Source organism: Bradyrhizobium rifense (genome assembly GCF_008123425.1).
In the GTDB taxonomy this organism is placed as follows: domain Bacteria; phylum Pseudomonadota; class Alphaproteobacteria; order Rhizobiales; family Xanthobacteraceae; genus Bradyrhizobium; species Bradyrhizobium rifense.
The window spans coordinates 48,821-74,222 of sequence record NZ_VSSS01000028.1; the positions used below are offsets into that span (position 1 = coordinate 48,821).

The window sequence follows — 25,402 nt, forward strand, 5'->3', positions numbered from 1 at the left end:
CAGAGAGATTCACGGCACATGGAAATGCCAAACCGCCCTTCGCCCCGGCCACAGCCTGTCCGGCTGGCACTTCAACCACATGAAGGACGGTAACCCACCGGACGCGATGACGCCCGCTCTGTAGAGATGGCGTTGATGAAGCCCGAAGCCTTGCGGTCGGAGGATAGGCAATGCTGCGGCAATCTACCGACGGCCTAGTGCACCGTGCGATGGCTTGGAGCAGCGAAGGATCCAGCTTTGTCACCCAACCATGTTTGTGCGCGAGGCGCGAAGACACCGAGAAAGGCTATCCATGCACTTCAAAATCGTCCCGGCCATAGGGCCACGCTATTGGGTTGGTATTATGATCGCCAGCATCTGTGGAGCGAACATGGGTGATTTCATACCCGATGTGCTCAAGTTGAGCGACTTGGGCGGCCTCTTGATGCTTGCACTGATGTTCGCCGTCATTGCGTTGGCAAATCAATTGAGCAGACGTGGAAATGAGGCCCTGTACTGGCTGGCAATCCTCGTTCTACGAGCCGCCGCGACCAACTTGGCCGACATCGGAATCCACCGCACGCATCTGGACTACATCACGGTCTCGGCCTGCGTGGCCGCGCTCCTGGTCGCGCTCCTTGCCTTGCGCCGCGTATCATCGTTACCGCCGGTGACATACGGGCTCCCACACACCAACGGCCTCTACTGGTTGACCATGCTGACTGCCGGAACGCTCGGCACTGTGCTCGGTGACGGCATAGGTCACATGATCCACCCGATCACGGTCGGAGTACCGATCTCTGCCATCATCGCGACCGGAGCCGTTGCCCTTATTCTCGCGCAGAAAGCGCGCCTCGACATGGCATCCGCCGGGGCTGCAAGCTATTGGGCCGCGATCGTGGCGATCCGCACCTGGGGCACCAACGTCGGCGATATCGCGGGTTTCGTTCTGTCGCTTCCCGTGAGCATGATGCTGAGCGGTCTGCTGCTGGCAGGCACACTGATTGTTTGGCGCGAGCCGAGCAATCCCATAGTCCCGGCAGCCACCTAGTCTGTTCCGTCGATCGCGCCGATAATCACGGCTCCGACCGAGGCGCGCTCTTGAGCGCGCTCTTGGCTTTGAGTGGAAACGCTAGTCGATATCGACTTCAAGCAATCGCGCAAATTGCTGTCCGGCGTGCATATCCCGCTCGCGCATCCATCCCTGCGGATGGGGGCGTGGATAGGAGATCTTGATCATGCGAAGCCTGTCGACCGGCACTCGCCTGACGAGCTCGGCATCAGTGCCGAACAGGTGTGCGAACAGTTCAGGTCCAAGAGCCGCGGTGTCACGGTATCGCTTGAATGATTCCTCGCCGTCGAAGAAAAAATCCACGGTGACCCAGAACGGACCGGCGTTCTTGGAGCGGACATGACGGCAAACATCCTTGATCTTGGGCATCTTTAGGCCTTCTCGGCGAGGTCGGTCCACTCGGTGCGAACGAGTTCGAACCCGTCATGCGTGTGCACCACGTGATTTAGGACGAACTCGTAAACCTGTCCGCGGGGGATCTCCGCCGGCGTGAATGGAAACGCGTAGCTCGGCATCTCGATACCCGGGCGTAACGGTGTATGGAAGAAGTACGGATTGCAAGCCTTGGCCATGCGGTTGGCGAGATCCTGCGTCGGTGCCGTGACGACGAACACGACGCCGACGTCGCGCGGTGGCGCTGTGCCGGCCGGGACCGGCCGTCCAGACGTTCCGTTCCACCCGTAGAGCCGCAGCGACAGATCAAAGCGAATCGCAGCACCGAACGTCTGGGTGATCCGATCCGTCAGCACGCGTTGCATACGGTCGTGAAATTCGTCCAGATTTGCTAGCACCTGCGGGTCTTCTATTCCGATCAGCATGATGGTCTGGAAGTCGCCGCTTCGCGCGCCTTCGAGCTTCATGGTGTAGGGCATGGGCTCCCATTTCGACCCGGTCACGCGCGTAATGCGATTATCGACCCATCGATAGTCGGCCTCGCTCACATCAAGAACTCCGCCAGGTTCCGTCAGACGAAACGGATCGCTGTTTTCATAGAGGAGATGCGCCGAGACGCTCTCCGGCGAGCACTGGTTGCCGAGATCGAGAGGCTCCACGTCGAAGGCATCCTCGCCAACGCGCATGAGCACTCCGCCGTGGCGCGGATTGACCGTGCACTGTCCACCACACTCGGCGATCTTCGCGGCGTGCCATGCGGCACCGGCGCCGGCGCCCTTCAAGAGCGGAATCGCGGCCAGCACTGCGGTGTCGGTGGTGCGGCCGCCCAGCACGATGTCGGCTCCGGCCGCGATTGCTGCCATATAAGGCTCGGGACCCATCAATGCGACGATGTGCTCGCAAGACTCGAGTGCGCTGTCGTTTAGTGGTCTGAGCGGCGGCAATGGCGTGATCTTGCCTTGTTGATTTCTCCGAATGAGTTCGGCTGGAGATTGTTCGCTGTAGAGGCAGGCGATCTTCGGAGTGATCCCGAGCTCACCCGCCACCTCGATGGCGATATCCCGTGTCCAGTCTACGCCGGCGTCGGTGCCGCTGGTGCCGCACGTCCCCACCAGCAGAGGGATCCCAGCCCTGTTCGCCTCGCTCATCAGGACTTCCAGGTCATGCTTGATGGATTCCCGATTCGTCTTCGAGACGCCGCGGGCGAGATACGAAGGGCCGCTGTCGGTCGATCCGGAATCCACAGCGATCGCGTGAGCGCCGCAGACGATGCCATAATGCACGTGATGACGGTGGACGCCCCCGCCGAGCATTCCCGTCGGGACGATGATCTTGATCTCGCCCGGAAGCCTGTCTCTCTCGGTCATGTTTTCGATCATCCTTTGCACGCCCAACATCCTGCGACCTCAGGTCTTTTCTCTCGGCGAGAGCCGTCCGATCGCCTCATGCGCGATATCCTCCAGCGAGCGTCCGCGGGTCAGCGGTCCGAAGATGCCGATCGACAGCATCACCACGAGCATGCTGAGGGAAATGAGGACGAAGACGCCCACCGTTCCAAAGTGCTGAAGGCAAAATGCAATCATGAAGCTGGTAAAGATGGTGGAGAGCCGACTGAAGGAATAAACGAAGCCGACGGCACGGGCGCGGATCGGTGTCGGATAGAGCTCTGCCTGATACGGATGGTAGGCAAACGACATCAGCGTATTCGCGCCGGTGATCAGGATGCCGAGCAGGATCAACAATTCGGGCCGGGATTGGAAGGCGAACAACAGGCCGAGAACGACTGTCACGCCGGACGCGACGACGATCTGCCACTTTCGCTCGAACCGGTCGGCGATGGTGAAACTCCACAACAGCGGCCATAGCGGGAACGAGACCGCAATCGCTGCGGAATAGAGCAGGCTCTTGGCGATAGAATGCCCCTGGGCGGCGAGCAGCGCCGGCAGCCAGTTGGTGAAGCCGTAGAATCCGATGGTCTGGCAGAAGTTGAAGACCATCAGCATCACAGTACGCGAGCGATACGCCGGCTGCCAGATCTCGGCGAACGTCCCCTGACGGCCGATGCCGACGATACTGATTTGCGGTGCAGGGAGCGCACGTCCGGTTTCCGCTTCGATCTTCGTCTCGAGTGATCCGAGAATTCTTTCCGCCTCCTCGATGTCGCCCCGCTCAGCCAGCCATCGTGGCGATTCCGGCAGCCCCCTGCGAAGCCACCAGATCGCGATCGCTCCGGTGCTGCCGATCAGAACGAGCCAGCGCCACCCGGCGACATCCAGAGGGTCGATGGGTATGAGCAGATAGGCAAGGAAGGCCAGCAGCGGGATGGCGAGGTAGGAGATGGAATGAACGATGGCCGCCGCCTTGCCGCGGATATGCTTCGGTACGATTTCAATCAGGTAAGCGTCTATGGTTACGAGCTCGACGCCTAGTCCAATCCCTGCAAACAGACGGCACGCGTAGATGCCGAGTGCGCTCACCTGCAGTGCCATTGCCAGGGTCGCGATACTGTAGCCGACCAGCGCCCAGACAAATACAGGTCTGCGACCGAAGCGATCGGCCACCGACCCAAAGGCCGTCGCTCCGATGAAAAGACCGAGAAATGTTGCGGCGGCGAAGGTCGCCTGGCCTGAAAGGCCGAAGACCGCCTTGTCCGCGTCGGCGAAAATGCCGTCGCGAACGAGACCAACGGGGACATAGGCGGTTTGCGCGAGGTCGTAGACCTCAAAGATCCCCGCGAGCGCAAGCAAAATGATCTGTCGCCAGATGGTCGGCGATTCAGGAAGGCGATCGATGCGGGCCCCGATGAGCGCAGCGCTCCGCGCGTCGCGCGGCACCGACGTGGTCGTACCGACCGCGGCCTCCATGAGCGCCTGCATATGACCGTCCTCCCGATACGCGCACGTTCCCAAGGCGCGATGATGGCTCCATCTTTGAATACAATCCGACAGATTGTCAACAATATGAAATTATTGTCGTCAATCTGTTGAACTCAAAGCTGAATCGCCCTAGGCTGTCTCGATGATTGAGCTTCTAGGTGGCGGAATTGACATGAACGCAGCTGAAGGCCCGGGCCGTGCGCTGATAGATCAGACCGTATCCCAACTTGAGCATTTGATCTTTCGCGGGGAGTTGAAGCCCGGCGACAAGCTGTCCGAGCAGGCGCTGTCGTCGCGCTTTGGGATCAGTCGTGGGCCACTCCGCGAGGCGATCCGCAGTCTGGAGGGGCGACGTCTCGTCGAGCGGGTGCCCTTTGCCGGCGTGCGCGTCGTTCAATTGACGGTCGACGACATCGAACAATTGCTGGTGACGCGCGAGGCGCTCGAGGGCATGGCGTGCCGTCAGGCGGCCGAAAACATGACGCTGCATGAGACGCGGCAGCTGTTTCAGTCGCTTGCGGAACTTGAGAGGAAATTTCTCGAGGAGGGTCCGAGCGGCGTCTTTCGCAATGGCGCGGCGGACAATGATCTGCACATCCAGATCGCGCGGGGCAGCCGAAACCGTTGGCTGATCGATATTATTTGCGGCGAGCTCTATCCGCTTCTGCGAATCTGCCGGTTTCAAAGCATGATTGTCACGGCGAGCCAGAAGCATCGCGGCAAGGCGGTAAATCGCGAACACCGCGCGATCATCGAGGCGATCGAACAAAGGGATCCGGACGCCGCCGAGCGCCTGATGCGCGCACATCTTGTGGCATCGCGCGAGAATCTCATGAAATGGCTGCGTCGGCAGGACGGTATTGCGCGGACTCCAGCCCACCGTATGGAGGCATGACCGTCATCACGACCGGCGGCTTGCTTTCGGATCATCTTGTGATGCGGACGTCTCTGCGGGTGTTCGTGAGTAGCCACGCGCTTAAGCATTTCATCATTGATCGCTTGGGACGCATCTTCGTCAATGTCGGATCGCACAGCGACGACCGCATCACATAATTGCCGATCACCAAGCCGTGTGCCGCAGGCGAGGGGCCGTCACCGCTCGCCTCCATCCTGATGTTTATGCTGCCGGCGAGTGGAATCTTTCCCGGCGTTCAAGCAGGCGCCACCACCAGCTCCGATCCTCTTCAATTATCGACAAAAAGCGAATTTTGGTATCGGTAGTTGCGCCTCCAACGCGAAGCCTTCTCCGGCGTTGAAGCGTCGAGAAAGGTGCGCCCTTGCCGATGTCCCGCATCGTGCCCGTTTCGCCCCAATACCCTGGCGAGGTCGATATCACAGCGCTCCGTTCTCGCGTCCTCGGGTCACGCTCCGAGCAAGCACTTCACGCTTGCTCCGATTCCTTCAAGCGTTGACCAGCCCCTTTTCACGATGGCGTGTTTCCAGCGGCGGCGCGCTTGCATTTTTCATAAGCAAGCTTATCAAATTCATAAGCAAGCTCATCATAAGCTTACGTAGGAGTACCGAGAGCCTTGGAAGCCGAATCCCCCACCCTTGGTTTTCTGCTGCACGAAGTCGCGCGGCTGCTCAGGAAGAGGTTTGAGCAGATTTCCCGCGAATCCGGGCTGACGCGATCGCAATGGCAGGCACTGGCCTATCTGGCTCAGAACGAGGGCATCAACCAAAGCGGATTGGCGGAACTCCTCGACATCGAGCCGATCACGCTTTCGCGCATTTTGGACAAGCTGGAGGCTTGCGGGTTGATCGAGCGACATACGGATTCGTCGGACCGGCGGGTCCGTATCCTCCGGCTTGCGCCGGCTGCCCGGCCAAAGCTGATGCAGGCGCGCAAACTCGGCGAGACCACCCGCCGCGAGGCGCTGACTGGTCTATCCGAGGCGGAAGGTTTGCACCTGCTGGAGACCCTCAAAGTTTTGAAAATCAACCTCACCGAAGCGTGCGACTTCGGAGGAAAAGCAGAAGCGAGCAAGTCATGGGTAGTACCGGCGAAGTAAATTCTAAACGGCACGGTGCCGACAGCGAAAAGGCCATCCCCCAGGGTGATCCACAGGGCGCTGAGGACAAGGTCTATCGTTTAGCACGCCATCCGCCGGAGACGACGGACGCTCAAGGCACAGACGCAGCCGCCGAGCCGACAGCGAAAGAGCGGTCGGATGATCGCAAGTCGCCCGGCGAACCGCACCACCGGCCTGCGTCGGCCGCTCCGGGAGCGCCGAAAAAATCCCGAAAGCGGGTTCTGATGTTTGCCTTGTTGCCGGTGGCGCTAATGGTCGGCGGCTATCTCTATGTGACGGGGGGCGCTGTCATGTCGACCGACAACGCCTACGTCCAGGCCGACATGGTCGGATTGTCTACCGACGTTTCCGGGATTGTCACTAACGTACTCGTCCACGACAACCAGAAGGTCGCGAAGGGCGACGTGCTGTTCAAGCTGGACGACCTGCCATTTCGGCTGGCGCTGGATCGGGCTGAAGCCCAGATCGGAAACACCCGGAATGATCTTGTCGCGCTGCAGACCAGCTACCGCAACATGCAGAGCCAGGTCGAACAAGCCAAAACAGATGTCGATTTCAACAATGTCAACTTCAAGCGCCAGCAGCAGTTGATCACCAACGACTTCACGCCGCGGGCGACGTTTGACGCGGCCCGCAATACGCTGCAAGCATCACAGCAAAAGCTCGCCTCGCTGGAAGCGCAGCTTGCCGGAATCGCCGCAAACCTGAACGACAATCCGGATGCGCCGATTGAGAATCATCCACGTTACAAGGATGCGCTGGCCGCGCGCAACGAGGCCGCGCGCCAGCTGTCCCATACCGTTGTCAAAGCACCCTTCGCCGGAATCGTAACCAACGTGCCGTCGTTGCAGCCCGGCCAATATCTCGCTGCCGCAGCAACGGCATTCAACATTGTGTCGACCGATCATGTCTGGATTCAAGCCAGCCCGAAGGAAACCGAGCTGACTTATGTCAAGCCCGGACAGAAGGTGACGGTCGACGTCGATAGCTATCCTGGCGAGCGATGGGTTGGCACGGTCGAAAGCATAAGCCCGGCGTCGGCATCGAGCTTTTCATTGCTTCCGGCCGAAAATACCAGCGGCAACTGGGTCAAGGTCGTCCAGCGCATTCCGATGCGCATCCGGGTCAACAATGCGCCCGACAAGCCGTCATTGCGCGTCGGCATGAGCGTGGAATTGAACATCGATACCGGACACGAGCGCGGACTGCCCAGCTTCATCACTGACCTGTTCAGCTCCTCGTCCCCGGAAAGCGAAAATGACTGATTCCACGGCCGTCGAGGCTCGGCCGATCAACCGGCCGGCCATCACGGCCTGCGTGATCCTCGCCGTGATCATGCAGGCGTTGGATACCACGATCGCCAACGTCGCGCTTCCGTATATGCAGGGGAGCGTTTCTGCCAGCGCGGATCAGATCAATTGGGTGCTCACATCCTACATTGTGGCCGCGGCGATCATGACTCCGCCATCCGGCTTTCTCGTCAACAAGTTCGGGCGCCGGCGGGTCCTGTTGGCGGCGGTTACCGGCTTCGTTGTTGCGTCCGTCCTGTGCGGCCTCGCGCAGTCGCTGGTCCAGATCGTGGCGTTCCGCCTGCTGCAAGGCTTCTTCGGCGCGGCGCTGGTGCCGGTGTCACAGTCGATCCTGCTCGATATCTATACTCCCGAAGAGCGGGGATCGGCGATGGCGCTGTTCGGCGTGTCCGTGATGGTCGGGCCGGTGCTCGGCCCCGTGATCGGCGGCTGGCTGACGGACCATTACAGCTGGCGCTGGGTTTTTTATATCAACGTGCCGATTGGCGCGATCGCTTTTGCCGGCATCTCGTTCTTCCTGCGGGAAACCAAAACCAGCGCAGCCGCCAGGCTCGATTGGGTCGGATTTGGCAGCCTGAGTATCGCCATCGCCGCCATGCAGGTCTTTCTGGATCGGGGCGCGCAGCTCGACTGGTTTTCCTCCTTCGAGATCCTGATCGAGGCCGTCGTCGCGGTATCGGCGTTCTACGTCTTCCTGGTTCATACCTTCACGGCCGACGATTCGTTCGTCAATCCGAAGCTGTTCCTCGACCGCAACTTCACGGTGGGAATGCTGTTCATTTTCATCGTCGGCATCACCTATCTGGCTTCGCTGGCGCTGATGACGCCCTATTTGCAAACGCTGATGGGGTATCCCGTCGTCACGGCTGGGCTCGTCATGGGCCCGCGCGGTATTGGGACCATGGTCTGCATGTTCCTGGTCGGCAGGCTGATCGGGCGGATCGACACCAGGGTCCTCCTCGTAATTGGTCTGCTGCTGACTGCGTGGGCGCTGTATGACATGACCGGTTGGACTCCCGACGTCTCGCAATGGACGATCGCGGTGACCGGTTTCATCCAGGGCGCGGGACTTGGATTTCTTTTTGTCCCGCTGACCACGGTGACCTTTGCCACGCTTGCCCCAGAGCAGCGGCCCGACGCAACCGGTCTGTACAACCTCTCGCGAAACGTCGGCTCCAGCGTCGGAATCTCCGTCGTTTCCTATCTCCTGACCAGGAATGGCCAGATCAACCACGCCATCATCGGAAGCCATGTCACGGGGGTTAATCCCGGCTTCAGGAATAGCGTCATCGCACACGCGTGGAGTCCATGGACCGCCTCAGGACGGGCTGCCCTCGATCAGGTCATCCAGAACCAGGCTTCCATCATCAGCTACATCGACGACTTCAAACTGATGATGGTTCTCTCGCTGGGCGCCATTCCCCTTGTGCTGTTGCTGCGGCGTGCTGCGTCGCAGGCAAGTAGCGACCATGCGATGGTCATGGAATGAAGCTGCATTTGCCGGGTTTCACGACTGTTGAACAAGACGACTGCCGAAGAGAAAGGAAACGCAAATGAATAGAGTTCTGCTGGCCCTCGCGTTGCTCGCGAGCCTGTCGACGATGGCCTTTGCCCAGCACGCCGGTAGCGATCAGGACGAGAAGGCCTGCATCCACGACGTTGAGCGACTATGCCGCAAGTGGATGGATCAAGGCGATTTCACCATTCTGGCCTGCCTGAAGGAAAATCGCGCTAAGCTGCATCCGTCTTGCCGAGACGTGCTGATCAAACATGGGCAATAGGATGCGCAAGAATGCCTCCGATCGGATTTCAGAGTCGATCCGCGCCCGCATCGATACCTTCCAGGGGACCGGCCGCGAACGGAATGAGCAACAGTCCGAGCAGCGCCACGCAAGCGAGGAGGGCCCAGGCTTCGTTGGCGCTGAGCGCGAACGCGGCCTTTTCGACCATGGGACGCAGATAGGCTTCAACCGTGGCATCGGAGACCTGCGGGGGGCGGTGGGTAAACAGCGTCAGGTCAAGCCCGATCGCCTGAGCCGCAGTCACATCGCCCGCAATCAGACGCTCGCGCAGAGCCTCGGCGTGCCCGCCGGTGCGCCCGTAAAGGATCGTATCGATCAGCGCGATACCGATTGCGCCCCCGACGTTTCGCATCAGATTGAACAGGCCGCTTGCGTCGGGTACCCGTGATGCGGTCAGCGAACCCAACGCCAGCCGGGTCGGAGGCAGCAGGCAGAACATGATCGCAACGCCGCGCAAGACTTGCGGCCAGAACATTTCCTGGAAGTCGGCGACACGGCTCTCGAATGCGCTGCAACCCAGTCCAATCGCGAACAGACCAAACCCCGCCGCCGACAACCAACGGGGATCAAACCTGCTTTCCAGCAGGCCCGCAACCGGCGCGGTGGCAAGCTGCGCAACGCCGGTGACGAGCATGATCGTGCCGATTTCAAATGCGTCATGATGTCGGACATAAGCGAGGAAGACCGGCATGAGATAGACCGAGCCGAACAATCCAATTCCGAGGCAGAAGCTCAAGGCGCAACCGATCGCAAACGAGCGAGATTTGAATGTCGACAGTTCGACCACCGGATGCGCGGTCCTGAGTGTTCGGATCGCGAAGACGGTTGCCGCGGCAGCACTCAAGACGATCAGGATGGAGCAGAACGGAGAGAGCCACCCGTGTTGCGGGCCTTCCTTCAGACCGATCTCCAGGCATGCAAGCGAAACCGCAAGAAGTCCGAGAGACGGCACGTCGAGTGTGGCCAGATCAGAAAGCCGGGGTCGTTCGCGCGGCAGCAGCATTGGCGTGGCGAGTGCGGCGACCACGCCGGGGGCGACATTGATCAGAAACAGCCAATGCCAGGACCATGTGTCGGTGATCCAGCCACCAACCACCGGCCCGACCGTGGGCGCCAGCACGGCCATAATGCCGGCCATGGTGGTGGCAACGGGATGCAAACGGATCGGAAACAGCAGGAAGACAGCGGAAAAAACCGCCGGAATCAGCACGCCGCCAGCGAAGCCCTGAAGCACGCGGAAGCTGACAAGCGTCGTAAAACTGCTGCTGAATGCGCAACCGATAGAGGCGAGAGTAAAGAGGCTGATCGCAATAACGAACAGCCATCGCAGCGTCAGAGCGCGCGTAAGCCACCCGGTCAGTGGAATGGCGATGATCTCGGCGATCAGATACGCGGTTTGAATCCAGCTCATCGCCTCTCGCGATATGGCGAGTGTACTCTGGATCGTGGGTAGCGAAGTGGCGACGACCTGAATGTCGAGGATCGCCATGAACATGCCAAGGCACATCAGCGCGAAGCCAAGCCACGTAGCCGCACTCGGCTCGATAACCCGTTCAGTCATGATGCGCCACGCACAATGTCTCACGGGATGCGGCGAGGGCGCGGTTTTCGGCCCGTATGCGGATCGCAAGGACCGCAGCGTTGAGGATGGTGAAGACGATGGCCAGCAGCGGCAGACCCAGAACCAAAGGGAGCACAGCGATCTCGCCGGCAACCACGGCATAGTTGGGATGCGACAGAAATCGATAGGGTCCCGCTGACACCAGCGGCAGTTCGGGCAGAACAATAATCCGCGTCGTCCATCGTGAGCCGAGCGTCCAGATGACCCAGAAGCGAAGGCACTGAAGGGCAAGGTAGCCGGCCAGGGCGACGACATTCACCGGTTGGTCGCGTCCGAACACCCACAGCGACAATAGCCAGGCTGCATGAACCGTGATGATCAACGGATAATGCCGGGGTGCCACCTCGACGGCGCCACGCGCCAGGAGCTTTCGCGTGTTAGCGCGCGAAATGACGAGTTCGCCCACGCGCTGCAGCGTGATGGCGCCGAGAATGAGTTCAGCAAACGTCACGCAGTGTGCCGTAGCGTGACACAGCTCGCGGTGAAGCCGGGTCCGAGCGCCGTCAACAGCGAGCGTGCCGGCAGCCCCTTCGCGCGAGCCTGCTCGAGCACGAACAATACAGTGGGTGACGACATGTTGCCAAAGTCGGCGATAATCTGCCGTTCATGGGAAAGCGTTCCCTGGTCGAGCGCGAGCGCGCTTTCCAATGCACCGATAACCTTCGCGCCGCCGGGATGGCAGATGAACCGTTCGATGTCTTCCATCGAAAGATGCATTCTGGAGAGAATTTCGGTCACGGCGGAGCTGAAATGCCTCGTGACGAAGTCAGGTATGGTGCGGCGAAAGATGACGCCGAATCCCTCCGGGTCGACACTCCATCCCATGATGCCGAGCGTATCCGGCCAAAGGTGTTCGCCGGCCGCCTCGATCTGCGTCGCGCCGCCATCGCCCGCGCGCAACACGATTGCGGCAGCGCCGTCGCCAAACAGGCTGACAGCGACGATGTTGGCTTTGGTAAGTTCGTCCAGGCGAAGTGCGAGCGAGCAGAGCTCGATCGTGACCAGCAGCACGTTGGTACCGGGCCGCGCTTGGGCGAGGCGCGATGCAATCGATAAACCCGAAACCCCGCCCGCACAGCCGAGACCAAACACCGGTACGCGCATTGCGTCGGACCGAAAGCCCATCCGGCGAGCAACGCGCGCCTCGAGACTTGGTGTCGCGATTCCCGTGGAAGAGACGGTCACGACAGTGTCGACATCGCCGCCGGCAAGTTGCGCGCTCGCCAGCGCCTTCTCGGCGACATCGACAAATAGCGCTTCAGCTCCTTCGAGAAAGGCCTCGGTGCGTTCGGGCCAGCCTCGTCGTTCGAGATACCAGTCGAACGGCTTGACACCGTGACGCTTCACGATTCCGGTGTTCGAGAAGATGCTTGAGAACCTCTCGAATTCGGGAAAGCGGGCGCCGAAGACATCCCATGCCGCCGTCAGCACGTCCTCTTGCAAAAACACGTGGGGAGGCACCGACGTCGCCAGGGAGACCAGTGCAGCCGGGGGCATCGGGAATTCTGGTGTTTCTGTCATCAGCATAAGAAACATCGGCGCGGTGCAAATATTTCGACGCTTGTACGAAATGATCTAGCCGGACCCGTCACTAAAACTTGAATGGCGCTACGACCTCCCCGGTTTGGATTCGACATGCAGAGGTTGTTGCTTCCGCCTGGCGAGGCATTCGAGCGCCATCAGAATCTGACCATGGTCCATCAAACTGCGGCACTCCACGTCAACGAAGGCAAGGGCAATCAGTCCCGTTTGATCGATGACATAAGTCGCGGGGGCGGACCCAATCTCGCGCCCCTGTGGATTGCCGTTTGTGTCATCAATGTCTGGGCCATTTGGTGCCGACACCTGGAAGGTCAATCCGTAAGACTGGGCCACGTCTCCTTTTTTGTCAGCCAGGATGGGAAAGGGAAAAGACGCCGCGTCTTTGCCCAAGGGACGAGGGTCGAACGGTTCGACTGCGATAACGACCAGCGCCGCCCCTATTCGCTCCACATCGCCTTGGAGCGCCGACAAAGAGTTGAATTCGCGAACACAGCTTGCCGCATTCTCATTGCGGCAGAATCGAAGAACAACTGAGCTGCGAAGCAACAGCTCGCTCAGCACTACGCGACGGCCGTGTTGATCGCGAAGGCGGAAGTCAGGGGCCTTCTTCCCCGCTCGCACGACGCGCAAGCCTAGACCAGGCGTACCGGTGTCATCAGGCGAGCGAGAGCGCCCGGCGGGTAAGCCAGGTGGATCCGATCCGTCGTTTGACCATATCAATCTGGTCACCATTTATTCTCGGACAGGTCGACGCGCCACACCATGGGCGATCTTTCGCTCTGACGACACCCTTCTCGGGGTGATAATGCTCATTCCAAGGGAGAATGGATATGGACCGGCACCTTGCGATGGAGACGTTCGTTCGCGTTGTTGACACGGGATCGTTCTCCGCCGCGGCGAGCCAGATGAGAGTGGGGCAGCCGGCGGTATCCAAAGCGATTGCTCAGCTTGAGGAATGGCTTGGTGTTCGTCTTCTGTTGCGATCGACGCGCAGCTTGACCCCTACCGAAGCGGGGATGAATTTCTATGTCAGGGCAAAACGCTCCATCGAGGAGGCTGAAGAAGCCGTTCTGGCAGCGCGCGGCGCCGGAGCCGCACTGACTGGAAAGCTGCGCATCGCCGCTTCCGTTTGCTTCGGGCGCCTTCACATCATGCGCCAACTTGATCGTTTTCTGGAGAAGAACCCCGAACTCGAGATCGATATGGTGCTGGATGATCGGCCCATCAACCTGGTGGAGGAAGGCATCGATGTTGCCTTCCGCAGTGGCTCGCTGGCGGATTCGACCTTGGTGGCAAGAAAGCTTGGTCAGGCGCGCCGGCGGGTCATGGCGACCCCGGAATACTTCGCGAAGTACGGAGAGCCCAAAAGTCCGGCAGAGTTGATCGCGCATCAGACCGTCATTTACACTCCGGATGGGGGTGGCGTGTCCTGGACGTTCCGTCAAGGATCGGCTGAGACGTCGGTGGCGGTTGGGGGCAGATTAAAAGTCACCGCCGCGGAGGGATTGCGGGAGGCGGTGTTTGCTCACCTCGGCATTGCCATTACGTCCGAGTGGAACTTCGCTCCCGAACTTGCGTCAGGTATCGTCAAATCCGTTATGAATGACTGGGAGCTTCCCAGCCTGGAGCTCTGGGCGGTTTATCCGACCGGGCGGATGGCGAGCGCCAAGGCGAGAGAGTTCGCCTCATTTGTCGAGACTTGTATTCCGACCACACAGAGCGAGTCACTGAAGAGACCACTGACCGCGTGAGATAAGGCGCGCGGGCCATTCATTCTTGGTCAGAATATCTAATAGTCCCCTCTCGCGTCTAATGCGGGGAGCATCCCGCCGCTACCTTCGTCTTGATGATTGAGATCGAACAACGCTGACGATCATCGTCACGCGACGGTGCGATCGCGCATGGACGAAGTGCCGCGCGTTTCGGGCGGCCAACAAAGGATCGTAGAATGAGCACGCAAGTTGTTTTGATCACCGGTGGCCTCACGGGCATCGGGCGCGCCGCCGCCGTCGCCTTCGCCAGGAAGGGCGCAAAGGTGGCCGTTGCCGGCCGGCGGGATGAGGTCGGCAAGGAGCTGGTCAAGGAGCTTCGTTCTCTGGGTGCCGAGGCTGAGTTCATCAAGGCCGACGTCCGCAAGGAAGATGACGTTCGCGCCATGGTCGACAAGACCGTCGCACGGTTTGGTCGTCTCGACGTCGCGGTGAACAATGCCGCCACCGAAGGCCAGGTTGGCCCGATCACGGACCAGACCGCCGAAACCGTTGCGGCGACGTTCGAGACCAACGTTGTCGGAGTGGTCCTGAGCATGAAGCACGAAGTGCGTGCCATGCAGGCCCAGGGGAGCGGGAGCATCATCAACATTTCCTCGACCTATGGGCACGAGGGCGCGGCTTTTGCCTCGATCTATGTCGGCGCCAAGCACGCCGTGGAAGGCATTACCAAATCGGTGGCGCTCGAAGTTGCCAAGTCGGGAATTCGCGTGAATGCCGTCGCGCCTGGTCCGACGGACACCGGCATGCTGACCCGCTTCACCGGCACGGCGGAGAACAAGGCGGCTTTGGCGACGCAGGTTCCACTGGGTCGGCTCGGGCTCTCCGAGGAGGTCGCCGACGGCATCGTGTTCATCGGTTCGGACGAGGCCAGGTTCATCACCGGTCACGTTCTCAACGTCGACGGCGGACACAGCGCCAACTGATCCTGTTGGGGCGCGGAGGCTTACTCCGCGCCCCAATACGGGCGTGGTCGTCCCGAGGCAACCCTTCTCGCAGCTTCGCTGCGCGTCCGGACGCCGCCACTTTCGACCGCTTCGTACCCAGGCTCGAGCCGCCGCAAAAGGGAATCAATGACCCAGCATAATCACCAGACCGCGCCGACGCAGTTTGTCGAAGCCAACGGCATCCGCTTTGCCTATCGCCGCTTTGGCAAGGCAGCCGGCGTGCCGCTCGTCTTCAACCAGCATTTCACCGGCACCATGGACCATTGGGATCCGGCAGTGACCGACGGTCTCGCCAAGGACCGCGAAGTGATCCTGTTCAACAACGCCGGTGTGTCCAGCTCCTCTGGAGAGGTGCCCACCACGATCGGGAAAATGGGCGCCAATGCGGTGGCGTTCATCAAGGCGCTAAGACTGACGAAGGTCGATGTGCTCGGCTTCTCCATCGGCGGCTTTGTCGCGCAGGAAATCGCCCTTCAGGCGTCCGCCCTCGTGAGGCGACTGGTCTTGGTCGGCACCGGTCCGCGCGGTGGCGAGGGCATGGCCACGCTTACGCCAGAGGCGCAGGAGATCTTCGGCGCCACCTATGACGAGCCCGATCGTCTCTGGCTTCGTGTGCATTTCACGAAGTCCGAGAAGAGCCAGGCTGCGGGCCGCGAGTTCCTCAAACGCTTCCGGTTACGCGCCGAGCACCGCGATCCCGAGGTCAACGATAAGGTCGCACCCGCCCAGATCGAGGCGATCAGCGAATGGGGCGCGCCACGGGAGGAGCCGTTCGAATATCTGAAGGCGATCCGTCAGCCGGCACTGGTCGTGAACGGCGGCAAGGACGTGATCATCTACTCCGTGAATTCGTTCATCCTGCAGCGGCACCTGCCTGACGCCCAGCTTGTCCTCTATCCCGACGCCAATCACGGTTCGCAGTACCAATATCCGAAGCGGTTCGTCCAGCACGTTTCCGCATTCTTGTCCGAAGAGGATGCGCGATGACGCAGCGCTCGTGCCGCTTGTCAAATCTGCCCCCGATCCAAGAGCACCCATGTCAGTTCCAGTGAAAATCGTCGTCGTCTATCACAGCGGATATGGGCACACCGTGAAGATCGCCGAAGCAGTCGCACGTGGTGCAACGGCCGTCAGTGGCGCGAGCGTGGAACTTGTAACGGCAGAGCAAGCGCCAGCTCGCTGGGAGCTTCTCGATGGTGCAGACGCCATCATCATGGGAGCGCCAACCTACATGGGGAGCCTGTCGGCACCATTCAAAGCATTCATGGATGCGACCTCGCACCTTCAATATGCCGAAAAACGCTGGGAGGGAAAAATCGCTGCTGGCTTCACCAATGGCGCGTCCCGCGGCGGCGACAAGCAGAACTCGCTGGTCCAGCTGATGACATTCGCGGCCCAACACCAAATGCATTGGATCAATCTCGGGCTGAACTATGGGAACAATCGCTCCTACACCAACGAGGACATCCTCAACCGCGACAGCTACACGCTCGGGATGGCCGGCCAGGCCGACATGGATCTGAGCGGCGATGTTGCTCCTCCGCCCTCCGATCTTCGGACCGCGGAATTCCTCGGCCGCCGAGTGGCCGAGGTCGCGCAGGAGCTGTCGGCTGGCCGGGCGGCGCTCGGCCGGCGATCTAACCGCGGCGTTTCGGGTGGTGCCGACAATCAGGATCCGGAAGGCCGGGGCGTGATGGCTTCCAAACACAATCGAGGCACGACTGGGCGGGTCACGGCCTAAGGTTTCGCACGATCCGCTTCCATTCAGGAGACACGTCATGACTGACAGGCCGATAAAGGTTCCAGGGCCCGATCACCTCATTTCGATCGAGGCAAACCTGTCTCGCGTCGTTGTCAAAGTCGGCGGAAAAGTTATCGCCGACACGGGTGATGCGCTGACGCTTCGCGAAGCGTCCTATCCGCCGGTTCAATACGTCCCCCGCCGGGATGTCGATATGGCAGCGCTCGCGCGCAGCGAACACACCACCTACTGCCCCTACAAGGGCGACGCCTCCTACTACAGCATTCCAGCGGGCGGGGATCGTTCACGCAATGCAGTGTGGACTTATGAGACCCCGTTTGAAGCGATGGCGCAAATCAAGGATTACGTCGCCTTCTATCCAGATCGCGTCGACGAGATCAAGGCGACGTAAGGGAGAGAGTACAGATGCCGACGACAAAGCGCACTGCACTTGTCACAGGTGCCTCCGGCCTGGCCGGCGGCTACATGCTGGCTCACCTGCTCGAGCAGGGTGGCTGGGATATCGTTGCGGTGTCGCGCCGGAAGCCGCGGATACCCGGCGACTACAGGCACATCGCCGTGGATCTTCTCGATCCGGCCGACTGCCGGGCCAAGCTCGGTCCGCTCACGAACATCACGCACCTGTTCTATTTGGCCATCACGGAGCGGGCAGATCCCGCCGAGACGATGTCGGCGAACGCCAACATGTTCTTCAACCTCGTCAAGACCGTCGAGGCTGCGTCACCCGTGCTCGAGCATGTTCATCTCTCTCAGGGCACCAGGTGGTACGGAAATCACCTCGGTCCCTACAAGACTCCGACCAAGGAAGATGATCCGCGGCACATGCCGCCGAATTTCTATTACGACCAGCAGGACTTTCTCGAAGAATTCCAGAAAGGAAAGCGCTGGACGTGGTCGGTCGGGCGTCCGCACGCGGTCTGCGGATTCTCCACGGGAGGACCGATGAACCTGACCCTGGCGATCGCAGTCTATGCGAACGTCTGCAAGGCATTGGGGTTGCCTCTCAGCTTTCCGGGCAAGCCGGGAGCCTATACCGCGCTCTACCAGTGCACGGACGCCGCTCTTCTGGCAAAGGCCGTCGCGTGGATGGCGACCGATCCGAAATGCGCCAACCAGGCGTTCAACATCACCAATAGCGATCTCATCAGGTGGCAGAACCTGTGGCCCAGATTCGCGAACTTCTTCGGGATGGAGCTGGCTCCACCACGGCACATCAACCTTGCGCGGTCCATGGCGGACAAGGGACCGACCTGGGACAAAATCGTCAAGAAGAACGGATTGCAGAAATTCCGCTTCGAAGAGATTGCGGCCTGGGGCTACCCGGACGGCGTATTCGCTTCCGATTACGATATCGTCTCTGATACCAGCAAGGCCCGCCGTTTCGGATTCCACGACCTGGTGGACACCGAGGAAATGTTCTTTCGGATGTTTTCAGACTTTCGGCGTGAGCGGATCATTCCGTGACCTGCCAGACCGAGCGGCCAGCCCTTTACGAAATGCTTCCGCTTCCACGCGCGATCAGGTCGTCCACTTTGGAGAGAAACACCTTGAGAAGTGAGGACGTGTTTGCCCTGTTGTAGCCGATCACAAGATCGATCATCGGTGCTTCGCCTTGCAAAGGGCGGCTGACGACCGATGGTGGAAGAAGATTTCGGGCATAAAGCGGCAACAAGGCGAGGCCGCGCGTGGATACGATCATTGAGATCGCCATCGAAATATTGTCGACTTCCTGGTCAGGGGTGAGATCGATTCCGGTGCGCGCGGCATAATCGTCGATGACAGCCCTGAGAGCCGGTGATGTCGTCTTGGGAACACTGATGAAGGTTTCGCGCGGGATGTCTTGCGGGCGAATAGCGTCGTGCTTGGCGAGGCGATGATCGCTGGGCAGCAGAACGACGAGGGGCTCTTTGGCCAGAAACTTGAATGCCAGGCCCGGCACCTGGTCTTCCCGCCGGAGAAAGGCCACATCGAGTTTGCCCTGAAGCAGCCCCCTTGCGAGGTCGGGCGATAGCTGACTGTGCACGATGACTTCAATGTTGGATTGATCGTCGCGGAGAATCCTCAGGGCTTCGGGAAGCCACGTCACCTCGTGCCCGGTCAGAAATCCAAGAACGAAAGACGGCTTGGCGACCTGTGCCGCCCGCCGCGCCGCTTCGCCGGCGACCTCGACCTGCGCCAGCGCCAGGCGCGCGTGATCGAGAAAGGCGCGGCCCGCCGGGGTCAGTTCGATTCCACGCGAATTGCGTATCAGTAATTGGGCGCCGACCTCCAACTCGAGATCACGGATCTGCCGGCTCAGGGACGGCTGAGCGGTGTGAAGCCGCCGCTCGGCCGCCAGCGTGAGGCTTCCTTCCTCAGCCACCGCAATGAAATAGCGCAGATGACGCAGCTCCATGCTCTGTCCATACCTTTAGAGTATGGGATGGACCCTACAAAGTCTTTCTCCTTTCCGCCATGGGCACCTAGATCACTTGTACTGAAGGTATCTGGAACGCGACGCCCGACTGGGCTCTCAGGGGGTAAACCTGCCAAGAAAGGCTTTCCAGCAATACCGTGCGATCCTACAGGAGAAGCTCCATGACCACCTCCGTTGTCCTGATCACCGGCGCCTTGGCCGGTATTGGCCGTGCCACCGCCCTGGCCTTCGCGCAGGAGGGCGCCCGGATTGTCGTCTCCGGCCGCCGCGATGAGGCGGGACATGCCCTGACCCAGGAACTCCGCAGCCTCGGCGTGGAAGCCGAATTCATTCGCACGGACGTTCGCCACGAAGACGAAGTCCGCAACTTGATCGACAGGACCGTGACACGGTTCGGTCGACTCGATGTGGCCGTCAACAACGCCGGCACTGAAGGCAAGCCCGGTCCGGTGACGGAACAGACCGCCGAAAGCTACGCGGCCACTTTCGACACCAACGTGCTCGGTGTGCTGCTCAGCATGAAGCATGAAATGCGCGTGATGCAGGCGCAGGGCAGCGGCAGCATCGTGAACCTCTCGTCGACCATGGGACATCGCGGCGCGCCGGGTGCATCGATCTACACCGCCAGCAAGCACGCGGTCGAAGGGCTGACGAAATCCGCGGCGCTCGAAGGTGCGGCATCGGGCATTCGCGTCAATGCGGTCGCGCCCGGGCCCGTTGAAACGGAAATGCTGGACCGGTTCACCGGCACGCCCGAGAGAAAAGCCGGACTGGTCGCGGGAGTGCCTCTCAAGCGTGTCGGCACCCCTACGGAGATCGCCGATGCCATCGTGTTCGTCGCTTCCGCCAAGGCGTCGTTCATCACCGGCCAGATCATCGCCGTGAATGGCGGCAAAACCGCTTCGTAAACTTCCAGAGACCTTGTGGAATTTGCGAGGACGACAGCGATGATCAAGGCAGCGCCTGCGTCCGTTCGCGGTAACGTGGCGGACCGGACCCAGCCTTCGGTGGCAGGGCGGTTCACCCTGGGGCGTCGCGCGAGTCTGCTGGTTTCGGCTGGGGTGGTGGGTCATACGCTCTGGACAAGTGCGGCGCCGGCGCTGACCTACGGGCTTTATGCCGAGCAGTGGCATCTCACCCATACGATGACGGCGGCCATCTTCGCCATCTATCCGATGACCGTCGTCGTCATGCTGGTCGGCTTCGGCGGCATTTCCGACCAGATTGGCCGCCGCGCGACGATGTTGTCGGGCCTCTTTGCTTCTCTTGTCGGTGCGCTATTGTTTGCCGTCGCGCCTAACGTGTGGTGGGTATTCGCGGGGCGTGCCCTGATGGGCATCGGCGTCGGCCTGGCGGCGAGCCCGTCGACCGCCGCTATCCTGGAGTTCACGAGCCCGGAGCACGCGAAGAGCGCCGCCTCGCTCACGATGGGGGCGCAGGCCATCGGCTTCGTTGCTGCTCTGCTGCTCGGCGGCGCCTTGACGCAATACGGGCCATGGCCGACGCGCCTTTGCTTCTGGGTACTTGCCCTTTTTCTCATCGTTCTTCTGATCGGGACGTGGTTCTTGCCCCGCCACACACCCGGCGATACGGGCGGTGACCGGCGCTCGTGGATGCCATCCGTTCCAAAGCATCTACGTCGGGCTTTTGCGGTGTCATCGACCGCCATCGTGGCGGCCTATACGTTCGGCGTTTTGGTTCTCTCGCTCGGCGGCCAAGTTGAGCACGACCTCATCGGTTCACCCAACGCCTTTCTCAACAGCGCCGTTCTTTCATTGTTTCCCATCGTGATGGGAACGACCGGGATCATCGCCCGGACTCTCTCGCCGCGGGCGGCGCTGATCGTCGGCGCGCTGATCTCGTGTTCGGGCATGGCGCTGCTCGTCCTGGCGGTCAGCCTGCGGGATCTGGTCACCTATTTGCTGGCGACCTCCGCCGCGGGAGGGGCCTACAGCCTGTTGTTTGTCGGCGGCCTGCAACTGATCAGCGCGGTGGCTCCCAAGCGTAACCGCGGCGGCATACTCTCCGCCCTCTATCTCCTGGGTTATCTGTCGATGGGCGCGCTCGCCCTCGTTCTGGGCGCTATTGCGACGGCGAGGGGGCTCAGTCTCGCCGTCGATATCGGTGCGGCAGCGATCATCCTGTTGAACGTTGTCACGCTTGCGCTCGCAACGTCGACGCCCACCATACCTCCATCACCACCCGACCCGCATCCATGTGAGGACCACGCGAACGATCGTGCGTCGTACTTTGAGTGATGTCGAAGTAACTTTCGTTGCAGCTCCCCGATTTGAATCTACCGTTCGACAAGCTTCTGAGTTGGGCAGAGGCGCCTTTGTCGAATTTCGGTAGGGTGGCGCTACAGTCGACGTGTTCGGGTTGGCGCCCACGCCATCGTTCTTGCGGCCATCTGCTCAATTCCCTCGTTCGGAATAGCGGAATTCGCCGTTTCCTCAGATACCAACAAAAATGCCAACAAACCGGACAGCTGCAGTGAATTTTCACGCGTGTTTTCAGCGCGCCGCGAAAATTTTCCTGATAATGTGGAATCAAACCAATAGTGTAAGCTATTGTTATTATTGATATTTTTGGCTTGGTGCCCCTGGCCGGAATCGAACCAGCACTCCTTGCGGAACTCGATTTTGAGTCGAGCGCGTCTACCAGTTCCGCCACAGGGGCCCTCGGTCGGTCCCGGGAAGGAGCCTCGCGAAGCCGGCGGACTATAGCCATGGAAAAAGCGGGGTCAACCCGCGCCAAAGTGATCCCGGGCGTTCTCGACAGGGGCTTGGGCGGGGGTTAGAGCCTTGAAGCCAAGCCTGATCCGGAGAGGCCGCCGTGACGACCCAGAGTGCTGCAATACCTGCATTTCGATCGGCCGCGAGTAGCCCTGCGCTGACCGCCTCGCTGGCCGTCACCCTGATCGCGGCGGCGACGATTGCGGGCGCCTGGTTCTTCCAGCTCGTGCTGGAAATCCTGCCCTGTCCGCTCTGCCTCGAGCAGCGCTATGCCTATTATCTCGCGATCCCGCTCGGTGCGCTCACGGTTCTTGCGGCGCGGAGCGGCGCGCCGCGACCGCTGCTGCTGGCCGGGCTCGCGATCCTCGCGCTGGCGGCGCTCGCCAATGCCGGCCTCGGCACCTACCATTCGGGCGTCGAATGGGGGTTCTGGAAGGGGCCGACCGATTGCTCTGGGCCGGTCGTCAATCTCGGTAGCGCCGGCGATCTGCTGTCGCGGCTCGACACCGTCAAGGTGGTGCGCTGCGACGAGGTGCAGTGGCGCTTCCTCGGCCTGTCGCTGGCCGGCTACAATGTGCTGATCTCGCTGCTGATGGCAGGGATCGCCGCCTGGGGCTTTGTGCGGACGGCGCAGCGCGCGTAGTTAGATTACGCTCCCGCCTTCGTGCTGGAAGCCGAGATAGCTGGCCGCCACCGCCTCGTTCGCCGCGATATCGCTGGCCTTGCCGCTGAGCACGAACTCGCCGAGCTCCATCACATAGGCCTGATCGGCGATCTTCAGCGCGGCCTGCGCGTTCTGCTCAACCAGCAGCACGGAGACGCCGCTGGCGCGCAGCTCGGTGATGATGCGGAAAATATCGGCGACGATGATCGGCGCAAGGCCGAGGCTCGGCTCGTCCAGCATCAGGAGTTTCGGCGCGCCCATCAGCGCGCGGCCCATCGCGAGCATCTGTTGTTCGCCGCCGGAGAGCGTGCCGGCGAGCTGCTTGCGCCGCTCCTTCAGCCGCGGAAACAGCGTATAGACCTGCTCCATCGAGGCCTTTGCCTTGCTTCTCTCGATGCGGAAAGCGCCGAGCTCAAGATTGTCCTCGACATTCATGGTCACGAACAATTCGCGGTGCTCGGGCACGAGGCCGAGCCCCATCGCGACGCGGTCCTCGATGTCGAGCCGGGCGAGGTCCTGGCCGGCAAAGGCGACACGGCCCTTCAACGGCAGGATGCCCATGATGGCCGACAGCAGCGTGGTCTTGCCGGCGCCGTTGGCGCCGACGATGGTGACGATCTGGTTCTCGCCGACGTCGAGCCCAACCGAACGCACGGCTTCGACCTTGCCGTAGGCGACATGCGCATCGGTGACGGACAACAGCGCGCTCATGCCGCCACTCCGAGATAGGCCTTGATCACTTCGGGATTGGTCTTGATCGTGGCAGGCGTGCCTTCCGCGATCTTGGTGCCGAAATCCAGCACCACGATGCGGTCGGCGAGATTCATCACGAAGCCCATGTCGTGCTCGACCAGCAGCACGCTCATGCCGCCGTCGCGCAGATCGCGCAGCAGTTTCGCGAGCTGCTGCTTCTCCATGTGGCGCAGGCCGGCGGCGGGCTCGTCGAGCAGCAGCAGCATCGGATCGACGCACAGGGCGCGGGCGATCTCGACGATGCGCTGCTGTCCCAGCGACAGCGAGCCTGCGAGGTGATGCATCTGGTCGGAGAGGCCGACCCGCTCGATCTGGCGGGCGGCCTCCGCAAGCAGCTTGGCTTCGTCGGCGCGGTCGAGCCGCAGCATCGAGGCGAGCGGCCCGGAATGGCCGCGCAGATGCGCGCCGATCGCGACATTCTCCAGCACGGTCATGTCGGGCACGAGCTTGACGTGCTGGAAGGTCCTGCTGATGCCGAGCTTGACGATCTCCTGCGGCGGCGCGCGATCCACTTTCTTGCCGAGCACCGAGATCGAGCCTGAGGTCGCCGACAGCACGCCGGTGATCAGGTTGAACGTGGTGCTCTTGCCGGCGCCGTTCGGTCCGATCAGCGCGACGATCTCGCGGGCCTGGACATCGAAGGAGACGTTGTTGACCGCGATCACGCCGCCGAATTGTTTGCGCGCCTTCTCGACCTGAAGCAGGACGCCGGATTGGCCGGCCGCGCGGGTGCGCGACTCGAGCATCAGCGAGGTGTCCGGCTTCCTGCCACCCGTGCGCTCGGGCAGGAACGACATCAGCCAGGGCCAGACGCCGCCGGGCGCAAGTTGCAGCAGCGCCACCAGCATGATGCCGAACACAATGGTTTCGACCTGGCCGGAGCCGGGCAGGAGCAGCGGCAGATAGCTTTGCAGCACCTCTTTCAGGATCACGACGATCGCAGCGCCCAGCACGCCGCCCCAGACATAGCCGGCGCCGCCGACCACCGCGATGAAGAGATATTCGATGCCGGCCTGCGCACCGAACGGGGTCGGGTTCACCGCGCGCTGGAGATGAGCGTAGAGCCAGCCGGAGAGGCCGGCGAGCACGGCGGCGTGGATGAACACCAGCATTTTGGCGCGCGGCGTGTGCACGCCGAACGCTTCGGCCGCGACATGGCCGCGCCGCAGCGCGCGGATGGCGCGGCCGGTGCGGGAATCCAGCAGGTTCATCGTGAGCAGGGCCGAGAGGATCACGGCGACCCAGATCGCGTAATAGATCGATCCGGGTGAGAGCATCTTGAACGAGCCGATCGACAGCGGCGGGATCGCCGAGATGCCGTCATTGCGACCCAAAAATTCCAGCTTGCTGAAAAGATAAAACAGACCGAGCCCCCAGGCCAGCGTGCCGAGCGGCAGATAATGGCCGGAGAGCCGGACCGTCACCAGGCCGAGCAGCACCGCGAGCAATCCACTGACCACGAGCGACAGCGGCAAGGTCAACCAGGGCGACAGGCCGTAAGCCGTCGTCAGCAGCGCCGTGGTGTAGGCGCCGAAGCCGACGAAGGCCGCCTGTCCGAACGAGGTCAGGCCACCGACACCGGTGAGCAGCACGAGGCCCATCGCGACGAGGGCAGCGAGGCCGATATTGTCGAGCAGCACGATCCAGAATGGCGGCATGCCCGGGACGAACGGGATCGCGGCCATCAAAACTGCGAAGATGAGGATGGGAAGCCGGCTCTGCATCTTG

Annotated in this window: 26 protein-coding genes and 1 tRNA gene; 16 read left to right on the forward strand and 11 right to left on the reverse strand. The window is 61.3% G+C overall.

Features of this window, described 5'->3' with window-relative positions:
- Positions 1–292 precede the first annotated feature (292 nt).
- Positions 293–1,030 carry a COG4705 family protein gene (locus tag FXB40_RS18130; protein ID WP_187436955.1) on the forward strand — a complete coding sequence of 246 codons (738 nt, stop codon included), beginning with the start codon at positions 293–295 and terminating at the stop codon, positions 1,028–1,030.
- Positions 1,031–1,111: 81 nt separating this feature from the next.
- On the opposite strand, the gene FXB40_RS18135 is transcribed toward FXB40_RS18130, so the two are convergent.
- From FXB40_RS18135 to FXB40_RS18145, 3 genes are read right to left on the reverse strand one after another with little or no spacing between them, the layout of a single operon-like run.
- Positions 1,112–1,420 carry a DUF4387 domain-containing protein gene (locus FXB40_RS18135; RefSeq protein ID WP_148773552.1) on the reverse strand — a complete coding sequence of 103 codons (309 nt, stop codon included), beginning with the start codon at positions 1,418–1,420 and terminating at the stop codon, positions 1,112–1,114.
- 2 nt (positions 1,421–1,422) lie between these two features.
- Positions 1,423–2,841 carry an acyclic terpene utilization AtuA family protein gene (locus tag FXB40_RS18140; protein ID WP_430647565.1) on the reverse strand — a complete coding sequence of 473 codons (1,419 nt, stop codon included), beginning with the start codon at positions 2,839–2,841 and terminating at the stop codon, positions 1,423–1,425.
- A 9-nt stretch (positions 2,842–2,850) separates the two neighbouring features.
- A complete protein-coding gene (locus tag FXB40_RS18145; protein ID WP_246207691.1) occupies positions 2,851–4,278 on the reverse strand; it encodes an MFS transporter in 1,428 nt (475 codons plus the stop codon).
- A 214-nt stretch (positions 4,279–4,492) separates the two neighbouring features.
- Between FXB40_RS18145 and FXB40_RS18150 the strand changes: the two genes are divergently transcribed.
- The 6 genes from FXB40_RS18150 (at position 4,493) to FXB40_RS18170 (ending at position 9,444) form a co-directional block, all read left to right on the forward strand.
- Positions 4,493–5,215 (forward strand): GntR family transcriptional regulator, encoded by a 723-nt coding sequence (locus FXB40_RS18150; protein WP_187436956.1) that lies wholly within the window; start codon positions 4,493–4,495, stop codon positions 5,213–5,215.
- A complete protein-coding gene (locus tag FXB40_RS47950; RefSeq protein WP_187436957.1) occupies positions 5,212–5,373 on the forward strand; it encodes a hypothetical protein in 162 nt (53 codons plus the stop codon). The genes FXB40_RS18150 and FXB40_RS47950 overlap by 4 nt, the downstream gene beginning before the upstream one ends.
- 476 nt (positions 5,374–5,849) lie before the next feature.
- Positions 5,850–6,332, forward strand: a complete 483-nt coding sequence (locus FXB40_RS18155; RefSeq protein WP_148773555.1) for a MarR family winged helix-turn-helix transcriptional regulator — start codon at positions 5,850–5,852, stop codon at positions 6,330–6,332.
- Positions 6,311–7,618, forward strand: coding sequence for an HlyD family secretion protein (locus FXB40_RS18160; protein ID WP_246207693.1), 1,308 nt, complete (start codon positions 6,311–6,313; stop codon positions 7,616–7,618). The genes FXB40_RS18155 and FXB40_RS18160 overlap by 22 nt, the downstream gene beginning before the upstream one ends.
- Positions 7,611–9,152 carry a DHA2 family efflux MFS transporter permease subunit gene (locus FXB40_RS18165; protein WP_148773556.1) on the forward strand — a complete coding sequence of 514 codons (1,542 nt, stop codon included), beginning with the start codon at positions 7,611–7,613 and terminating at the stop codon, positions 9,150–9,152. The genes FXB40_RS18160 and FXB40_RS18165 overlap by 8 nt, the downstream gene beginning before the upstream one ends.
- Before the next feature lie 64 nt (positions 9,153–9,216).
- Positions 9,217–9,444, forward strand: coding sequence for a hypothetical protein (locus FXB40_RS18170; protein ID WP_148773557.1), 228 nt, complete (start codon positions 9,217–9,219; stop codon positions 9,442–9,444).
- Between the two features lie 28 nt (positions 9,445–9,472).
- Here the strand turns inward: FXB40_RS18170 and FXB40_RS18175 are convergent, their stop codons facing one another.
- From FXB40_RS18175 to FXB40_RS18190, 4 genes are all read right to left on the reverse strand, one after another.
- Positions 9,473–11,026, reverse strand: a complete 1,554-nt coding sequence (locus tag FXB40_RS18175) for a DHA2 family efflux MFS transporter permease subunit (protein WP_430647586.1) — start codon at positions 11,024–11,026, stop codon at positions 9,473–9,475.
- Positions 11,019–11,537 (reverse strand): isoprenylcysteine carboxyl methyltransferase family protein, encoded by a 519-nt coding sequence (locus FXB40_RS18180; RefSeq protein WP_148773559.1) that lies wholly within the window; start codon positions 11,535–11,537, stop codon positions 11,019–11,021. The genes FXB40_RS18175 and FXB40_RS18180 overlap by 8 nt, the downstream gene beginning before the upstream one ends.
- The gene (locus FXB40_RS18185) at positions 11,534–12,613 is read right to left on the reverse strand and encodes a type III polyketide synthase (protein ID WP_246207697.1); all 1,080 of its coding nucleotides are present in this window, start codon (positions 12,611–12,613) and stop codon (positions 11,534–11,536) included. Before FXB40_RS18185 ends, FXB40_RS18180 begins: the two co-directional genes overlap by 4 nt.
- A gap of 81 nt (positions 12,614–12,694) precedes the next feature.
- Positions 12,695–13,360 (reverse strand): redoxin domain-containing protein, encoded by a 666-nt coding sequence (locus FXB40_RS18190; protein WP_148773560.1) that lies wholly within the window; start codon positions 13,358–13,360, stop codon positions 12,695–12,697.
- 98 nt (positions 13,361–13,458) lie between these two features.
- Between FXB40_RS18190 and FXB40_RS18195 the strand changes: the two genes are divergently transcribed.
- The 6 genes from FXB40_RS18195 to FXB40_RS18220 all read left to right on the forward strand — a co-directional run bounded on the left by FXB40_RS18195 (position 13,459) and on the right by FXB40_RS18220 (position 18,570).
- Positions 13,459–14,379 carry a LysR family transcriptional regulator gene (locus FXB40_RS18195; RefSeq protein WP_148773561.1) on the forward strand — a complete coding sequence of 307 codons (921 nt, stop codon included), beginning with the start codon at positions 13,459–13,461 and terminating at the stop codon, positions 14,377–14,379.
- 197 nt (positions 14,380–14,576) lie between these two features.
- Entirely contained in the window at positions 14,577–15,323 is a 747-nt protein-coding gene (locus FXB40_RS18200) for an SDR family NAD(P)-dependent oxidoreductase (protein WP_148773562.1), read from the forward strand.
- A gap of 147 nt (positions 15,324–15,470) precedes the next feature.
- Positions 15,471–16,331: an alpha/beta fold hydrolase gene (locus FXB40_RS18205; protein WP_148773563.1), complete on the forward strand. Its 861-nt coding sequence runs from the start codon at positions 15,471–15,473 to the stop codon at positions 16,329–16,331.
- A gap of 61 nt (positions 16,332–16,392) precedes the next feature.
- On the forward strand, positions 16,393–17,085 hold the full coding sequence (locus FXB40_RS18210; protein WP_347339769.1) for a flavodoxin family protein: 693 nt from the start codon (positions 16,393–16,395) through the stop codon (positions 17,083–17,085).
- A 37-nt stretch (positions 17,086–17,122) separates the two neighbouring features.
- Positions 17,123–17,497 carry a DUF427 domain-containing protein gene (locus FXB40_RS18215; protein ID WP_148773564.1) on the forward strand — a complete coding sequence of 125 codons (375 nt, stop codon included), beginning with the start codon at positions 17,123–17,125 and terminating at the stop codon, positions 17,495–17,497.
- Between the two features lie 14 nt (positions 17,498–17,511).
- On the forward strand, positions 17,512–18,570 hold the full coding sequence (locus FXB40_RS18220; RefSeq protein ID WP_148773565.1) for an SDR family oxidoreductase: 1,059 nt from the start codon (positions 17,512–17,514) through the stop codon (positions 18,568–18,570).
- Between the two features lie 25 nt (positions 18,571–18,595).
- On the opposite strand, the gene FXB40_RS18225 is transcribed toward FXB40_RS18220, so the two are convergent.
- Positions 18,596–19,501, reverse strand: coding sequence for a LysR family transcriptional regulator (locus FXB40_RS18225; RefSeq protein WP_148773566.1), 906 nt, complete (start codon positions 19,499–19,501; stop codon positions 18,596–18,598).
- Between the two features lie 182 nt (positions 19,502–19,683).
- On the opposite strand from FXB40_RS18225, the gene FXB40_RS18230 reads away from it, so the two are divergent.
- The gene (locus tag FXB40_RS18230; RefSeq protein WP_148773567.1) at positions 19,684–20,430 is read left to right on the forward strand and encodes an SDR family NAD(P)-dependent oxidoreductase; all 747 of its coding nucleotides are present in this window, start codon (positions 19,684–19,686) and stop codon (positions 20,428–20,430) included.
- 39 nt (positions 20,431–20,469) lie between these two features.
- Positions 20,470–21,780 (forward strand): MFS transporter, encoded by a 1,311-nt coding sequence (locus tag FXB40_RS18235; protein ID WP_148773568.1) that lies wholly within the window; start codon positions 20,470–20,472, stop codon positions 21,778–21,780.
- A 336-nt stretch (positions 21,781–22,116) separates the two neighbouring features.
- Here the strand turns inward: FXB40_RS18235 and FXB40_RS18240 are convergent.
- A tRNA-Leu gene (locus FXB40_RS18240) sits at positions 22,117–22,201 on the reverse strand.
- A gap of 156 nt (positions 22,202–22,357) precedes the next feature.
- On the opposite strand from FXB40_RS18240, the gene FXB40_RS18245 reads away from it, so the two are divergent.
- A complete protein-coding gene (locus FXB40_RS18245) occupies positions 22,358–22,900 on the forward strand; it encodes a disulfide bond formation protein B (RefSeq protein WP_148773569.1) in 543 nt (180 codons plus the stop codon).
- Here FXB40_RS18245 and FXB40_RS18250 read toward each other — a convergent pair whose 3' ends face one another.
- Positions 22,901–23,632, reverse strand: a complete 732-nt coding sequence (locus FXB40_RS18250; RefSeq protein WP_148773570.1) for an ABC transporter ATP-binding protein — start codon at positions 23,630–23,632, stop codon at positions 22,901–22,903.
- Positions 23,629–25,398, reverse strand: a complete 1,770-nt coding sequence (locus tag FXB40_RS18255) for a branched-chain amino acid ABC transporter ATP-binding protein/permease (RefSeq protein ID WP_148773571.1) — start codon at positions 25,396–25,398, stop codon at positions 23,629–23,631. Before FXB40_RS18255 ends, FXB40_RS18250 begins: the two co-directional genes overlap by 4 nt.
- Between the last annotated feature and the right edge of the window lie 4 nt (positions 25,399–25,402).